This window comes from Lentzea sp. NPDC058450 (genome assembly GCF_042721395.1).
Lineage (GTDB): Bacteria > Actinomycetota > Actinomycetes > Mycobacteriales > Pseudonocardiaceae > Lentzea.
In genome coordinates this window covers 22,216-37,416 of the sequence record NZ_JBHXLO010000053.1, presented here as the reverse complement: position 1 = coordinate 37,416, position 15,201 = coordinate 22,216, and the positions used below count along the sequence as shown (strand labels likewise).

Genomic DNA, 15,201 nt, shown 5'->3' with positions numbered 1-15,201 from the left:
GCGTTGGGGAAACACCCGGTCCCATTCCGAACCCGGTAGTTAAGCCCTTCTGCGCCGATGGTACTGCACTGGTTACGGTGTGGGAGAGTAGGTCGCCGCCGAACTTACGTACAGAAAGCCCCTGAGGGTCGAGCGCCACAAGCGCTCCTCTCAGGGGCTTTCTGCTGTCTTCACTCGCGAACGCGCCCGTAAGCAAGCACCAGCGAACACCTGCCGGCACGCGACGACGAACAACGTGCCGACGCGTCCCGACAGAACACGTGCCGACGAACGCGCATAAGCCTCGTGCCGGCTGGCTCGACGAACGGGCTCGCTCACACCACCAACCGTGCAGCCGCGTCGACCGCCCCTGCCCGTCTTGCCACCTGAGGGTTTTCCACCCTCCTGACCTGCGAGTCTGGGCTTCCGCCGCGGGAGCGGGAGACGGGCTGATAACTCGATCGGGTGAGAGATGGCCTGATTCGGCCGGTTCTCCCTCTAGTAGTTATTTCGACGAGTCGGTTCGAGGGAGGTGTCACGAAAGCATGGTCATCTTCGCCGCGCAATGAGGAAGACGCGTGGGGCGCCGGAGCTCGAGGCGTGCCGGGTACCTTCTCTTCCATGCACAACGAGCAACGTGCCGCCCGTCGGTCAGCCGGTGTGGGCAGGACGGCAGACCTCGCCACCAACCCCTTCCGGGTGGACCGGGACCGGGTGGCCAGCAGCCCGTTCTTCGCGAGGCTCGGTGGCGTGACGCAGGTGGTGAGCTCGACGGGCTCCGGGTTGCTGGTGCACAACCGGCTCACCCACAGCTTGAAGGTGGCGCAGGCGGCACGAGCCATCGCCGAGCGGTTGACCGGCCGGCCCGAGCTGACCGCGGTGCTGGAGAAGCTGGGTGGGTGTGACCCGGACGTGGTGGAGGCCGCGGCGCTGGCGCACGACCTGGGGCACCCGCCGTTCGGGCACCTGGGGGAGCAGGTGCTGGATCGGCTGGCTCGGCATCGGTTCGGGTTGCCGGACGGGTTCGAGGGGAACGCGCAGTCGTTTCGGATCGTGACCACGACGGACGTCCGCGGGCCGAAGGCGCTCGGGCTGGACCTGACGGTGGCGGTGCGGGCGGCGATGTTGAAGTACCCGTGGACGCGGCACCAGGCGCTGGGGGTGGAGGTGGCGCCGCGTGGTGCTTCCGAGCCTGAGGACATGCCGGGGACCGGTAGTTCGAAGTTCTCGGCCTACGTGACGGAGATCAGCGATCTGCGGCAGGCGCGGGAACCGTTCGACGGGCGGATCGAGTCGTGGCAGCAGACCGTCGAGGCGAGTGTCATGGACACCGCGGACGACATCGCTTACGCCATCCACGACTTGGAGGACTTCCATCGGGTTGGGGTGTTGCAGCACGCGACTGTGGCCGCGGAGCTGGGGACTTGGCAGGCGCAGGCGTTGGATCTGGCCGCGTTGAGCGATGCCGAGCTCAACGCCGAGATTCGGATGCCCGGGCGGTCGTTGGAGACGTTGCGGCGGCGGATGCATTTGAAGGACTCGTGGGTCATGAGCGACGAGGCGTTCGCGATGGCCGTGCGGAAGGTCAGCAAGGAGCTCGTGGACGGGCTGCTGGCGGTGCCGTTCGACGGGTCGGTCGAGGCCGAGCAGGCGGTGGCCGGGTTCAGTGCTCGGTGGACTCGGCGGTTGGTGGACGCCGTCGGGGTGATCGAGGAGCCCACGGCTCGGTCCGGACACGTCGTGCTGGCTGTGCAGCAGTGGCACGAGGTGCAGGTGTTGAAGTTCGTGCACCGGCGGTTTGTGTTGTTGCGGCCCGATTTGGCGTTGCACCAGCGGGGGCAGGCTCGGTTGTTGAGCTCGTTGGTCGACGCGTTGGAGCAGTGGGTGACCGATCGGGCCGAGGCTGATCGACTGCCGCGGCGGTTGCACGATCTGGTCGAGCTGGCCGAAACGGAGTACGCGGCGCTCGCCCGGACGGAGCCGTCCACATTGGTCGGTGCGGCCGGGGAGTTGCCGGTGGGGCCCGATGTTGTCCGGGGGCTCGCGCGGGGGCGGGCGGTCGTGGACTTCGTGGCTTCGCTGACGGACAACCAGGCCGCGGCGTTGCTGGAAGCCCTTTCCGGGCGAACCGGTCAGTTGTGGACTGACGCGTTTGTCCTGTGATGTCGACGTCTTGACGTGTTTGTCGTGTGACGTCTGCGTCCTGACGCCTGTGTCCTGACGCGTTTGTCCTGTGGCGGACGTGTCGTGTGACGGCTGGGGCCTGTGCCGTTTGGGTCCTGTGAGGTTTGTTCTGTGAAGTGTGATTGTGTCTGCTAAGTGAGAAGTAGCCCAATCGGATGCTGACTGTGATCAGGCAAGCACCATACGTTGACGCCTCGACCGGGAATCGCCGGTCGCAGGCCGCGTGCTCGGGGGCACGCCAACGTTCGGGGGAGAAACCCTGTGCGCCGATCTCGAAGAGGCACGACCTTAGCCGTCGCAGGTACCGCAGTTCTTCTGGCCGCACTCACCGCTGTCACGCCGGCTTCCGCAGACCCGGTCAAGGCAGCGAAGACCATCACCGACCGCACCGCGGCCCAGATCGCCGCGCTGCAGAGCATCAAGAAGTCGCTCACCCCAGCTGAGTCCAAAGTGGACAGCGCGCTCGTCGTCGAGGCGCGCAAGCGGGTTTCGGCGGCTACCACCAGTGCGCTTCCGCAGGTGCAGACCGGCGTTGCCGTGACGCCGAAGTCGACCACGCTCGTGGACATCCGCGCCAAGCAGTACTCCGAGGATCTCGTCAACGCTGTCCGCGCGGCGGGCGGACAGATCAGGGCCGTGTCCCCGGAGCACCGCACGGTGCGGGCCGAGATCCCGGTCGCGAAGATCTCCGAGATCGCGGCCAGGGGCGACGTGGCACGCGTCGAGCCCGGCAGCGACGCGATGACGCAGGACGTGAAGAGCCAGCGGGACAAGAAGTCCAAGGCTCCGTCCAAAGAGGACAAGGCCAGGGAGATCGAGCGCCGCCTCTCGGAGAAAACGCTTTCCGTGCAGGCCGCCAAGGTCGCCGAGAGCGACAAGGCGCACAACGCCGAGGCCGCGCGCGGCAGCTTCCGGGTCACCGGTGTCGGAGTGAAGCTCTGCGCGCTGTCGGACGGCGTGAGCTCGCTGACCGTCTCGCAGAACAACGGCGAACTGCCGGCCGTCGACGTCCTGACCGGGCAGGCGGGTTCCGGCGACGAGGGCACCGCGATGCTGGAGATCCTCCACGACATCGCGCCCAACGCCGAACTCGGCTTCGCCACGGCGTTCAACGGTGACGCGAGCTTCGCCGACAACATCAAGAAGCTGCGCTTCGACCTCGGCTGCGACGTCATCGTCGACGACGTCATCTACTTCAACGAGTCGCCCTTCCAGGACGGCATCATCGCGCGCGCGGTCGACGCTGTCGTCGCCGACGGCGCGATGTTCTTCTCCAGCGCCGGTAACCAGGGCAACGTCGTCGACGGCACCTCGGGCCACTACGAGGGCCAGTTCGTCGACTCGGGCGTCGGTGTCGGCAAGTTCGCGGGCTCCGCGCACGACTTCAACCCGGACCCCAACCAGAAGCAGCTGTTCAACCCGTTGTCGAACTTCTCCGGCGACACCCCGACCGTGCTGCACTGGGCGGACCCGCTGAGCCAGTCGGCCAACGACTACGACCTCTACCTGGTCAACGCCCAGGGCAACGTCGTGACGTTCAGCCAGAACAACCAGGACGGCGCGCAGGACCCGTACGAGCGCATCAACACCCCGGCGAGCTCCACGGGCACGCGCCTCGCGGTCGTGAAGTACCGCGGTGAGGACAAGTACTTCGCGCTGTCGCTGTTCGGCGGCCGGTTCGCCGACTCCAACGACGGCCTCAAGAAGTACGTCACGCCCGGCACGACCCGCGGCCACTCGGCGGCCAACGGCGCGATCTCGGTCGCGGCCGCACCCGCCGCCGGCGCCCTGCCGTTCGACCTCGAGCCCGGCGACCCCGCGAACCCGAAGGGCCCGTTCCCCGGCGCCTACGACGGCACGCAGAAGCCGGAGCGGTTCACCTCCGACGGCCCGCGCAAGACGTTCTTCGCGCCCGACGGCACCCCGCTCGCCCAGACCCGGCAGAAGCCGGACCTCACCGCGGCCGACGGCGTGACCACGTCGGTGCCCGGCTTCGCGCCGTTCTTCGGCACGTCCGCCGCGGCCCCGAACGCCGCCGCGATCGCCGGTCTGATCCTGTCCGGCAACCCGACGCTGACGCCCGCCGAGGTCAAGGAAGCCCTGACCACGACGGCGATCGACATCGTCGAGTCCGGTGTGGACAACCGCACCGGCGCCGGCATCGTGATGGCCGACCGCGCCCTCGCCTACACGGGTGCGTCGCCGCAGGCCCTGGCCCGCGCGCAGAAGCCGACCGTTCTCAACGACAACGACGGAAGCGCTTTCCTCAAGCCCGGCACCACGTCCACGGTGACGGTCCCGGTCGCGAACAACGGTGACGGCTCGGCGGCGTCGACCTCGGTCGTGCTGTCGACGACGGCCACCGGCGTCACCATCGCGCCGCGCTCCAAGTACTACGGCAACATCGACCCGGGCCAGACCGTCAGCAACACCTTCAAGGTGACCGTGCCGGCGAACGCCACGCTCGGTTCGGCGGTCAAGCTCGACGCCCGCGTGACCTACTCGGGTGCGACCTCGCCGGGGACCACCTCGTTCACGCTCCGCGTGGGTGAGCCGTCCCGCCAGTTCCAGACGTTCGCGTACTCCGGTGCGCCGATCGCCATCCCGGACAACGACCAGACCGGCGTGTCGATCTCGCTGCCCGTCACGGGCGTCGGGGCCGCGTCGAACCTGAAGTTCTCCGTGGACGGCGCGACGTGCACCGCCGCGGACGGCGCGACGACGGTCGGCATCGACCACACGTTCGTCGGTGACCTGGTGGGCACGCTCACCTCGCCGGCGGGCAAGAGCGTCACGCTGTTCTCGCGCTCGGGCGGCACCGGCTCGAACATCTGCCAGGCCGTGTTCACCGACGACGCCGCGCTGCCGTTCTCGAGCGTGACGTCCGCCCAGGCCCCGTTCACGGGCTCGTGGAAGCCGGTCACGCCGCTGTCGGCGCTGACCGCCGACCCGGCCGACGGCACTTGGACGTTCAAGGTCGCCGACGTCGTGGGCACCGACCGCGGTTCGCTGCGCGCGGTGACCCTGAGCATCGCCGGCTGGGTGTGATGAGCTAGCTACCGCACAGAAGAAGGCCCCCGGCTCGCGAGCCGGGGGCCTTCCTCGTGGAACCAGGTGAAACGAAAGAGGCCCTGCAACGCTCGCACAGAGCGTTGCAGGGCCTCCAAGAACGTTCCTAGCGGTTCGGCCACTCCCACCGGATGCCGAACACACCGGGACCGAACCCGAGCGCCACGGCGTGCACGCCGCCGCCCGAGTCCAGGGTGAGGTTGCGGCGCCGCGACGGCGTCTCGTCCCCGGCCGGCACGCTGTACTGCTGCACGCGCGACGGCAGGTTCGTCTCGTCGAACCGGACCTCGATCACGTACTCGCGCACCGGCAGCCGGAACTTGCGCGCGAACGTGTTGTTGCCCTTGGGGGCGTGACCCTCCGGGAACACCAGCTGGTATTCCATGATCAGGGTCTCGCCGCGGGTCAGCGGCCGTTCGAACATCATCTCCGCGACCATGATGTTGGCCTCGTGGTCACGGGCGATGCGGCCGAGGTGGCAGTTGCGCACGTTCGTGATCTCGGGGAGCACGTCGCTCTCCTCGGTCTCGAACACGAGCGCCCACCGGTCAGGTCCGTCCTGCTCCGCCCGCAGGATCTGCCGCACCCACACGGATTTCTGCCCGCCGTCGGCAGAGATCTCGATGCGGTCGTGCTGGCTGATCCGGCCGAGCTTCAGATCGGACGACGTGTCGACCTTCGAGAGCAGGTTCGCGACCCGCTCCCGGCGCGCCCAGAGCGCGTCGATCGGCATCATCGTGGTCGGACGGCACCGGCGGCCTCGCGGACGAGGCGGACCGAGCAACGCCGACAGACCCGACTGAGGCACGCCCAGGACCGACTCGAGGTGCCGCAGCGCCTCCAGCGATTCAGGGCGTTCAGGCCTTCGCCGTCCTGACTGCCAGTAGCTGAGCGTCGCGACGCTGATGGTCACGCCGCGCAGTGCCAACCGGTGCTGGATGCGGTCGAGGCTGAGTCGGCTCGCCTTGATCGCCGCCCTCAACGCTTCCGGGAACGGTCCCGTCGTCAAGAGCTGCGTAAGGCTGCCGTGGCCCGTTGAGTCAGTGTCGTCAACGGTCAGTGTTGGTCGACCGGCAGCAGTCGTCATGGTGACTCCCCGCTGTCATAAGATCACGCCCCAGTGACCCTACCCGTCCGTGAACATCGCTGGTCGGAGCCGGATGGAGTCAATGGTTAATCCATACGGTTGATGAGTTCACGCTTTCGAGACTCATCTGTCAAGCGTTACGAACTCATCGGTAACATCTGCGTGCCGTGCACGGCCCGTGTCGGACCGGTTCTAGAGTGTGCACGGTGACCGATTTCGACCTGCTGACCTCGGAGGTCAGGTGAGCCGGGTACGTCCGGTTCCCGGCGGCAGGGCCGTCGAGGTCGAACCGGAACGAATCCTGGGGTGGATCGAGAGATTCTCCACCCGGCACGGCGCCACCGCCATCTCAGTTGGTGAGAGCACGGTCGTGGTCACCGCCGAGGACGGCGCGACGGCCACGTTCCCCACGCGCGGGGGCACCTCACTACAAGAAGTGGTGGACGAGCTGACGGCGCCGCGACGGGTCGGGCTCGTGCTCGTGCGGCTCGGTGGTCACAGCGTCGGCATCGCGCACGGCGGCAAGGTCGAGGTGTCGGCTACGGACCGCAAGCAGGTGCACGGCCGCATCCGGGCCGGCGGGTGGTCGCAGCAGCGGTTCGCCCGCCGTAGAGAAGGTCAGGCCCGCGTCGCGCTCCAGGCCGCCGCGGACGACGTCGCCAGGGTGCTCGTGCCGCGCCTTCCCGACCTCGACTCCGTGGTGCTCGGCGGTGACTGGCAGGCGCTCGACGTCCTGCGCAACGACCGCAGGCTCTCGGGCGTCTTCGCACTGGCGGAGGACCGCGTCCTGGACGTCCCGGAACCCCGGCGCACGGTCCTCGACGAGGCCGCTGAACGGGCCCGATGCGTCGAGATCGTGATCCAGGACACACGGGCAACCGATGTGGAGCCCGGCCGCATGGATACGGGTGAGGGTGCCTGATCCTGGCACCACTGACACCTGCTGGAGCTGTTCAAGTGCGCAAACGAATGGTGATCGTGGCCGGAGCGGTCGCGCTGGGTGCCATCGGCATCGCGGTGCCGGCTCTCGCGTTGAGCGGTGGCGAGACCACCCCGCCCCAGCCCACGACGTCTGCTCCGCAGCCGCCCACCTCCGCCCCGGTCAAGACGCCGTCGTCCTCGCCGGCGCAGGCACCGACCACCGCCCCGCCCAGCTCGGTCGGCACGAAGACGCCGACGACCTGGACGGCCCCCACGCCGACCTCGTCCCCGGTGCCGGCCCCGCCCATCGCGACCTCGCCGCCGGTGAAGGCACCGGTCTCGACCACGACCGTCGCGACGAAGACCCCGACGAGCGCGCCCGTCGCGACGACGCCCGCCGGGTGAGGAGTCCCCGCTGAACTGGGAGGCTGAGTTCACCGACTGCTTCGACCGGTGCGCCGACTCGATGCGCTTCACGGCGTTCCTGCTGTGCGGCAACTGGCACGAGGCGGAGGACGTCATGCAGTCGGCGTTCTTGAAGCTGTACCTGGCAGGTCCCAAGCTCGCGGACCGGTCGGGGCTCGAACCGTACCTGCGGCAGATCGTCGTGCGGACGTTCCTCGCGGAACGCCGCAAAGTGCGCTGGCGCAGGGAGAAGCTGACTGACGCACCCCCAGAGGGCCTGTCCTCCGCCATCGCGGCGGAGGACAGGCTCGTGGTGTGGCAGGCGCTCACCGCCGTCCCCGCACGGCAGCGCGCTGTCCTCGTGCTGCGCTTTTGGCACGATCTGAGCGTCGAGGACACGGCGGCCGCGCTGAAGTGCTCGACGGGCACGGTGAAGTCGCAGAGCAGCAAGGGCCTGGCGGCGTTGCGGCGCGAGCTGGGCCCCGAATTCGACCACTTGAGGCTGGAGGTGTGATGGTTCGCGAGGACGACCTGCGGGCGACCTTCTCCGCTCTGCACGACGAAGAGGCGCCGCCGCGTGTCATCACCGCGGCCGACCTGATCTCGCGCGGCGAGGCCGTGCGCACCCGGCGCCGCCGCACCCTCGCCGTCGTCGGCAGCGGCCTCGCGACCGTCGGCGTGGTCGCGGTGGCGCTCGCCGTGCTGCCCGGCGCCGCACCCCTCGAACCGGCGGTCGTGCCGTCGGTGTCCTCCGTGCCGCCTGCGCCGACGACCACCACGCCGCCTCCGGTGACGACGCCCTCGTCCAGTCCGGCCAAGACGCCGTCGAGCGCGCCCGTGGGGACGACGCCGCGCTCGAGCGAGGTGCAGACGCCGCCCGCGTCCGCGCCGCCGAACACGACGTCGCCGGGTACCAAGCAACCCACGTCGCACGTGCCCGAGGCGCCCAAGTCGACGACCACGACGGTCCCGTCCTCGCAGGGGGCATGATCTGACGCCATGAGCGCTCAGATCCGGCTGGTCGAGGTCACCGACGCCAACCGTGCCGCCGTCGCGGCCGTGCGGGTCGATCCCGCGCAGGAGCGGTTCGTCGCGTCGGTCGAGAAGTCGTTCCAGCACGCCGCCGAGAACCCCGCGGCACGTCCGTGGTTCCGCGCGGTCTGCGACGGGGACGTGCCGGTCGGGTTCGTCATGCTGAGCTGGAACGTCGAGCCGGGGGCCGGGGTGTACGGGCCGTACTTCCTGTGGCGGCTGCTGGTCGGGGCCGGGTTCCAGGGACGCGGGTACGGGCGCGCGATCCTGGACGAGGTCGTGGCCCTGCTGCGGGCTGAGGGCGCCGCAGAGCTCCTCACCAGCTACGTGCCCGGTGACGGGTCACCCGAGCCGTTCTACCGCTCCTACGGGTTCGTGCCGACCGGGGAGACCGACGAGGACGGCGAGATCCTCCTGCGGCTGCCGCTGTGATCCTCAGCCCGCGGTGCCGGTCGACAGCAGGCCGCCGTCCACCCGCACGGTCTCGCCGGTGATCCACGAGGCCCCGTCCGAGCAGAGGAACGCCACGAGCGAGGCGACGTCCTCCGGCGTGCCCAGCCGCTTCATCGGGTACTGCTGCGCCGCCTCCTCCTCGCGTCCCACGTACAGCGCCTCGGCGAACTTCGTCTTCACCACGGCGGGCGCGACGGCGTTCACCCGCACCTTCGGGCCGAGCTGCCACGCGAGCTCCTCGGTCAGCCGGATCAGCGCGGCCTTCGAGGCGCCGTAGGCACCGATCACGCCCGTCGACCGGATGCCGCCGATCGAGGCCACGTTCACGACCGCGCCGCCGTGCTCGGCCATCCACGCCTTCCACGCCAGCTGCACGAACCCGAGCGTGGCCACCACGTTCACGTCGAAGATCTTCCGGACCGCGTTGAGGTCCGCGTCCATCAGGAACCCGTACTGCGGGTTGATGCCGGTGTTGTTCACGAGGACGTCGAGGCTGCCGAACTCCTCGACGGTGCGCGTGACGGCCTCCGCGCGGGAGTCCTCGTCACCCGCGTTGCCCGCCACGGCGAGGACGCGGCCACCGGTGTCGGACCGCAGCTTCGCGGCCGCCTCCTCGAGCTGGTCGGCCTTGCGGCCGGTGATCGTGACGGACGCGCCCCGGGAGAGGAGCTCGTGCGCGATGCCGAGACCGATGCCGCGGGACGCGCCGGTGACCAGGGCGGCCTTGCCCGAGAAGTCTTCGCTCATAACGGCAATCTATGCGTCCGGACACAGGTGGGAAATTCGATGGTCGTGATCCCGTAGAATGGGTGCCGTGATCCTCCTGGAGTAGGCCGACCCGGACGTGCCATCCCTTGTCATGCCCGGCTTTTCGCAACTGCTCGGAGTTTCTCTTGATCACCGCAACTGACATGGAGTTGCGCGCGGGCTCACGCATTCTCGTGAGTGGCGCCAACCTGCGCGTTCAGCCCGGCGACCGGATCGGCCTCGTGGGCCGCAACGGTGCCGGCAAGACCACCTCGCTGCGCGTTCTCGCCGGTGAGGGCGAGCCGTACGCCGGCGCCATCATGCGCAAGGGCGCGCTCGGCTACCTGCCGCAGGACCCGCGCGAGGGCGACCTGTCCGTCATCGCCAAGGACCGCGTGCTGTCCGCGCGCGGCCTCGACCAGCTGCTCCGCGACATGGAGAAGGCCCAGTCGAAGATGTCGGAGCTGGTCGACCCCGACGAGCTCGACAAGGCCGTCACCAAGTACGGCAAGCTCGAGGAGCGCTTCGCCGCGCTCGGCGGGTACGCCGCCGAGTCCGAGGCCGCCCGCATCTGCTCGAACCTCGGCCTGCCGGACCGCGTTCTCGCGCAGCCGCTCAGCACGTTGTCCGGTGGTCAGCGCCGCCGCGTCGAGCTGGCGCGCATCCTGTTCGCCGCCTCCGAGGCCGGTGTCGGCGCGAAGTCCAGCACGATCCTGCTGATCGATGAGCCGACGAACCACCTCGACGCCGACTCGATCACGTGGCTGCGCGGGTTCCTCAAGTCGCACGACGGCGGGCTCGTCGTGATCTCGCACGACGTGGAGCTGCTCGACGACGTCGTGAACAAGGTGTGGTTCCTCGACGCGATTCGCGGTGAGGTCGACATCTACAACCTGGGCTGGAAGAAGTACCTCGAAGCCCGTGCGACGGACGAGAAGCGCCGCCGCCGTGAGCGCGCCAACGCCGAGAAGAAGGCCGGCGCGCTGATGACGCAGGCCGCCAAGATGGGCGCGAAGGCCACCAAGGCCGTTGCGGCGCAGAACATGGCGAAGCGCGCGCAGAAGCTGCTCGACGGCCTCGACGACGTGCGCCAGAGCGACAAGGTCGCGCGGATCACCTTCCCGGCACCCGCCGCGTGCGGCAAGACCCCTTTGATGGCAGAGGGTCTGAGCAAGTCCTACGGCTCGCTGGAGATCTTCACCGGCGTGGACCTGGCCATCGACAGGGGTTCCCGGGTCGTCGTCCTCGGTTTCAACGGCGCGGGCAAGACGACGCTGCTGCGGTTGCTGGGCGGCAGCGAGAAGATGGACGCGGGCAAGATCGTGCCCGGGCACGGCCTGAAGATCGGCTACTTCGCGCAGGAGCACGAGACGCTCGACCACAACGCGTCGGTGTGGGAGAACATCCGCCACATGGCGCCGGACGAGCAGGAGCAGAAGCTGCGCTCGTTGCTCGGCACGTTCCTGTTCAGCGGCGAGCAGCTCGACCAGCCCGCGGGCACGTTGTCCGGTGGCGAGAAGACGCGGCTGGCGCTGGCCGGCCTGGTGTCGTCGGCGGCGAACGTGCTGCTGCTCGACGAGCCGACCAACAACCTCGACCCGGCCTCGCGCGAGCAGGTTCTCGACGCGTTGCGGCGCTACGAGGGCGCTGTCGTGCTGGTGACGCACGACCCCGGCGCGGTCGAGGCGCTGGAGCCCGAGCGGGTCATCCTGCTGCCCGACGGCACCGAGGACCACTGGTCCGAGGACTACCTCGAACTCGTCCAGCTGGCGTGATCTCCACCCGTCAAAGGACTACCGAGCGCGTTCTATGATCAACTCAGTGTGATCGAATCGACCGTTCGGCGATCTCTTTGCTTGATCACCTGGCGTTCTGCCGGTTCCTGTTCGATCATTGCGACGACAGGGGCCGTCAAACGGCCCACCTGCTCGTACGGAAGGCGGGACAAGGTGGCTGACCTGAAGAAGGGTGCCCGGATCACCGGCGCCACGCGGGACAAGCTGGCCGCTGACCTGAAGAAGAAGTACGAAAAGGGCGCGAGCATCCGGGCTCTGGCCGAGAGCACCGGGCGTTCCTACGGCTTCGTGCACCGGGTTCTTTCGGAATCCGGGGTCACGCTGCGCGGTCGCGGTGGCGCCACCCGCACGAAGAAGAAGTAGCCAAAACTCAGACTGCTACTCTCCGGTAACTAGCTTCTAGTTCGCCGGAGGTAACTCATGCCAGTGCCATCAATCGACGCTGGCGTGCTCGAGCGCGGTGGCGTTCGGCTCGCGATCTCCGGGCCGCGCGCGACCATCACGCTCGATCGTCCCGACGTGCTCAACGCGCAGACGCCCGCCACGTGGCAGGCGTTGCGGCACATCGGCGAACAGCTGGACCCGGACGTCCGCGTCGTGGTCGTCCGGGGTTCTGGCCGTGCCTTCTCGGCGGGGCTGGACCGGCGCATGTTCACCGGTGAGCCCGTCGACGGCGAACCCGGTGGTCTCGGGGCGATCCTGGCGTTGTCTCCCGCGGAGGCGGACGAGCGGATCGCGTCGTACCAGGCCGGGTTCTCCTGGCTGCGCGATCCGGCACGCGTGACGATCGCCGCGGTGCACGGGCATGCCATCGGCGCGGGTTTCCAGTTGGCGCTGGCGTGCGACTTCCGCGTGCTCGCCGAGGACGCGCAGTTCTGCATGGCCGAGACCGGGCTGGGTCTGGTGCCCGATCTCGGCGGCACGCTGCCGTTGGTGCGACTCGTGGGGTACTCGCGCGCGGCCGAGATGTGCGTGACCTCCCGCCGGGTGCCGGCGGAGGAGTCGCTGCGGATCGGCCTCGCGAACTCCGTCGTGCCCTCGTCGGAGCTGGACGCTGCGGTCGATGCGCTGGCGGCTGCCGTGGTCGCGCCGGTGGCCGGTGCCGTGACGGAGACGCTGGCGCTGATCGCCTCGGCGGCTTCCGGGGTTTCCGCGGAGGAACAGCTCGCTCTCGAGCGCGCCGCCCAGTTGCGTCGGCTGCAGTCGTTCGCGGCCTTGTCCGCTCAAAGCTGAACTGTGTTCGTTCGCTAGCTCCGCGCGAAGGAATTGTCAGACCGCTGTGCTGTTCTAGACAGCGTGGACGGTTACAGCTCCTGGCGATTCATGATGGGGGTCACCTCGGACGCGCCTGACAAGGTGCGCCGGGGGACCTTCCGGCGTGTGCTGGCCTTCGCCCGGCCGCATCGGGCGAAGCTCTTCTTCTTCCTGCTGCTGACGGTGGTGTCGTCGGTGCTCGCGGTGTCGACGCCGCTGCTCGCCGGCCGGGTGGTCGACGCGATCGTCGGCGGGTCGGTGCCCTCCGTCGTGGTGTGGCTGGCGGTGGCGATCGCTGCGATTGCCGTCGTGGACGCCGGGTTGGGTGTGGTCGAGCGTTGGCAGTCGACGCGCATCGGTGAAGGTCTGATCTACGACCTGCGTCGTGCCGTGTTCGGTCACGTGCAGAAGATGCCCGTTGCGTTCTTCACGCGCACACGCACGGGTGCTCTGGTTTCTCGTTTGAACAACGACGTGATCGGCGCGCAGCGTGCGTTCACGTCGACGTTGTCGGGCTTCGTCACGAACATCATCCAGCTGGCGCTGTCGCTGGGTGTCATGTTCACGTTGTCGTGGCAGGTCACGGCCTTGGCCCTGGTGCTGTTGCCCGTCTTCGTGCTGCCCGCCAAGCGGATGGGGCGCCGGATGGCCGACATGCAGCGCGAGGCTTCTTCTCTGAACGCGTCGATGGTCACGCAGTCGACCGAGCGCTTCTCCGCGCCGGGCGCGACGCTGGTGAAGCTCTTCGGGCGTCCCGACCGCGAGGAGCAGGAGTTCTCGGAGAAGGCCGCGAAGGTGCGCGACATCGGCATCCGCACCGCGATGGCCACCCGCTGGTTCATGACGGGCCTGACCCTGGTGTCGGCTCTCGCGCAGGCGCTGGTCTACGGCCTCGGCGGCTACCTCGCCCTGACCGGCCACCTGGCCGCGGGCGCCGTGGTGTCGCTGGCGCTACTGCTGACGCGCCTGTACGCACCGCTGACGGCGTTGGCGAACGCGCGCGTCGACCTGATGACGGCGCTGGTGTCGTTCGAGCGCGTCTTCGAGGTGCTCGACCTCGACCCGATGATCAAGGAACGCCCGGACGCCCGCCCGATGCCGGACGGCCCGGTGTCGGTGGAGTTCTCCGACGTCCGCTTCGGCTACCCGTCCGCCGACAAGGTGTCCCTGGCCTCGCTGGAGTCAGTGGCCACTTTGGACACTCGCGGCGGCGAGGAAGTGCTGCACGGCATCAGCTTCAAGGCCGAGGCAGGCTCGCTGGTGGCGCTGGTGGGCTCGTCCGGTGCCGGCAAGTCGACGCTGGCCTCGCTCGTGCCGCGTCTCTACGACGTCGACTCCGGCACGGTCCGACTGTCCGGTGTGGACGTACGAGACCTGACCTTCGACGCCCTGCGCTCGTCCGTCGGCGTGGTCACCCAGGACGGCCACCTGTTCCACGACACGATCAGGGCCAACCTCGACTACGCCTCCCCGGGAGCCCCCGACGACGACCTCTGGGACTCCCTGCGCCGAGCCCGCCTGCTCGACCTGGTCGCCTCTCTGCCGGACCAGCTCGACACGGTCGTGGGCGAACGCGGCTACCGCCTCTCCGGCGGCGAACGCCAACGCCTCACCATCGCTCGTCTGCTGCTGGCCAAGCCCCGCGTCGTCATCCTCGACGAGGCCACGGCCCACCTCGACTCGGAGTCCGAGGCGGCGGTCCAGGAGGCCCTGACCGAGGCACTGCAGGGCCGCACCTCCCTGGTGATCGCGCACCGCCTCTCGACCATCCGCGCGGCGGACCAGATCCTGGTGCTCGAACACGGCGACATCGTGGAACGAGGCACGCACACCGAACTGATGACGGCCGAGGGCCGCTACGCAGACCTCTACAACACCCAGTTCGCCGAGCCCCCGGTGGTCGGCGTGCTGCCGACGCCGAAGTTCAGCGAACGCCTGGAGGCGACCCAGCCGACCTGACCCGTCGGGCCCGCGGTGGAGGCGGCCCAGCCGATCGGCTGGGCCGGGCCTCAGCCGGGTGGCCGGGTGATCGGCTGATGTCGCGCGGGTCCCGGTCCGCCACGGTGGGAACACCAAGGCGGAAGGGATCGGCATGAACAACTCCGGGGGCGGCGCGGGCACGGCACGAGCACGCGCCGAGGACACGGGCGGCGGGCGCGCGGGCGAGGCGGAACCAGGTGGTACGGGCGGTGCGACGGTAGCCAGCGAGTTCTCGGGTGGTGCGGGCGCGCGCGATTCGGGGGCGGCCGTTGAGTGCTCGGCGCCAGATGCCGG

13 protein-coding genes and 1 rRNA gene are annotated in these 15,201 nt (G+C 69.1%); 12 read left to right on the top strand and 2 right to left on the bottom strand.

The genetic code is table 11. The annotated features are described in order from the left end of the window. From rrf to ACFWNN_RS44115, 3 genes are all read left to right on the top strand, one after another. A 5S ribosomal RNA gene (rrf, locus tag ACFWNN_RS44125) occupies window positions 1–104 on the top strand; the annotation flags it as partial. A gap of 496 nt (window positions 105–600) precedes the next feature. After that, on the top strand, window positions 601–2,142 hold the full coding sequence (locus ACFWNN_RS44120; protein ID WP_382445944.1) for a deoxyguanosinetriphosphate triphosphohydrolase family protein: 1,542 nt from the start codon (window positions 601–603) through the stop codon (window positions 2,140–2,142). Window positions 2,143–2,424: 282 nt separating this feature from the next. Continuing rightward, window positions 2,425–5,211, top strand: coding sequence for a S8 family serine peptidase (locus tag ACFWNN_RS44115; RefSeq protein WP_382445943.1), 2,787 nt, complete (start codon window positions 2,425–2,427; stop codon window positions 5,209–5,211). Window positions 5,212–5,338: 127 nt separating this feature from the next. Here the strand turns inward: ACFWNN_RS44115 and ACFWNN_RS44110 are convergent, their stop codons facing one another. Next, window positions 5,339–6,241: a helix-turn-helix transcriptional regulator gene (locus ACFWNN_RS44110; protein ID WP_245822512.1), complete on the bottom strand. Its 903-nt coding sequence runs from the start codon at window positions 6,239–6,241 to the stop codon at window positions 5,339–5,341. Window positions 6,242–6,560: 319 nt separating this feature from the next. On the opposite strand from ACFWNN_RS44110, the gene ACFWNN_RS44105 reads away from it, so the two are divergent. From ACFWNN_RS44105 to ACFWNN_RS44085, 5 genes are read left to right on the top strand one after another with little or no spacing between them, the layout of a single operon-like run. Continuing rightward, a complete protein-coding gene (locus tag ACFWNN_RS44105; RefSeq protein ID WP_382445942.1) occupies window positions 6,561–7,241 on the top strand; it encodes an acVLRF1 family peptidyl-tRNA hydrolase in 681 nt (226 codons plus the stop codon). Between the two features lie 35 nt (window positions 7,242–7,276). Beyond that, window positions 7,277–7,645, top strand: a complete 369-nt coding sequence (locus ACFWNN_RS44100) for a hypothetical protein (protein ID WP_382445941.1) — start codon at window positions 7,277–7,279, stop codon at window positions 7,643–7,645. Between the two features lie 10 nt (window positions 7,646–7,655). Continuing rightward, complete coding sequence (locus tag ACFWNN_RS44095; protein ID WP_285632890.1) at window positions 7,656–8,159, top strand: SigE family RNA polymerase sigma factor; 504 nt, start codon at window positions 7,656–7,658, stop codon at window positions 8,157–8,159. Next, window positions 8,159–8,635: a hypothetical protein gene (locus tag ACFWNN_RS44090; RefSeq protein WP_382445940.1), complete on the top strand. Its 477-nt coding sequence runs from the start codon at window positions 8,159–8,161 to the stop codon at window positions 8,633–8,635. Before ACFWNN_RS44095 ends, ACFWNN_RS44090 begins: the two co-directional genes overlap by 1 nt. Before the next feature lie 9 nt (window positions 8,636–8,644). Next, complete coding sequence (locus tag ACFWNN_RS44085) at window positions 8,645–9,109, top strand: GNAT family N-acetyltransferase (protein WP_382445939.1); 465 nt, start codon at window positions 8,645–8,647, stop codon at window positions 9,107–9,109. A 3-nt stretch (window positions 9,110–9,112) separates the two neighbouring features. Here ACFWNN_RS44085 and ACFWNN_RS44080 read toward each other — a convergent pair whose 3' ends face one another. Further along, the gene (locus tag ACFWNN_RS44080) at window positions 9,113–9,877 is read right to left on the bottom strand and encodes an SDR family oxidoreductase (protein WP_382445938.1); all 765 of its coding nucleotides are present in this window, start codon (window positions 9,875–9,877) and stop codon (window positions 9,113–9,115) included. A gap of 146 nt (window positions 9,878–10,023) precedes the next feature. On the opposite strand from ACFWNN_RS44080, the gene ACFWNN_RS44075 reads away from it, so the two are divergent. The 4 genes from ACFWNN_RS44075 to ACFWNN_RS44060 all read left to right on the top strand — a co-directional run bounded on the left by ACFWNN_RS44075 (window position 10,024) and on the right by ACFWNN_RS44060 (window position 14,886). Then, a complete protein-coding gene (locus tag ACFWNN_RS44075; protein WP_382445937.1) occupies window positions 10,024–11,652 on the top strand; it encodes an ABC-F family ATP-binding cassette domain-containing protein in 1,629 nt (542 codons plus the stop codon). Window positions 11,653–11,826: 174 nt separating this feature from the next. Then, the gene (locus tag ACFWNN_RS44070) at window positions 11,827–12,036 is read left to right on the top strand and encodes a helix-turn-helix domain-containing protein (protein ID WP_030473247.1); all 210 of its coding nucleotides are present in this window, start codon (window positions 11,827–11,829) and stop codon (window positions 12,034–12,036) included. Between the two features lie 57 nt (window positions 12,037–12,093). Continuing rightward, complete coding sequence (locus ACFWNN_RS44065; RefSeq protein ID WP_382445936.1) at window positions 12,094–12,906, top strand: enoyl-CoA hydratase/isomerase family protein; 813 nt, start codon at window positions 12,094–12,096, stop codon at window positions 12,904–12,906. Window positions 12,907–12,996: 90 nt separating this feature from the next. Further along, a complete protein-coding gene (locus tag ACFWNN_RS44060) occupies window positions 12,997–14,886 on the top strand; it encodes an ABC transporter ATP-binding protein (RefSeq protein ID WP_382445945.1) in 1,890 nt (629 codons plus the stop codon). Window positions 14,887–15,201 lie beyond the last annotated feature (315 nt).

Coding starts and splice junctions, on each gene's coding strand:
- ACFWNN_RS44080 (WP_382445938.1), bottom strand. CDS start 9,877: ATGAGCGAAGACTTCTCGGGCAAGGCCGCCCTGGTCACCGGCGCGTCC.
- ACFWNN_RS44085 (WP_382445939.1), top strand. CDS start 8,645: ATGAGCGCTCAGATCCGGCTGGTCGAGGTCACCGACGCCAACCGTGCC.
- ACFWNN_RS44065 (WP_382445936.1), top strand. CDS start 12,094: ATGCCAGTGCCATCAATCGACGCTGGCGTGCTCGAGCGCGGTGGCGTT.
- ACFWNN_RS44090 (WP_382445940.1), top strand. CDS start 8,159: ATGGTTCGCGAGGACGACCTGCGGGCGACCTTCTCCGCTCTGCACGAC.
- ACFWNN_RS44060 (WP_382445945.1), top strand. CDS start 12,997: ATGATGGGGGTCACCTCGGACGCGCCTGACAAGGTGCGCCGGGGGACC.
- ACFWNN_RS44120 (WP_382445944.1), top strand. CDS start 601: ATGCACAACGAGCAACGTGCCGCCCGTCGGTCAGCCGGTGTGGGCAGG.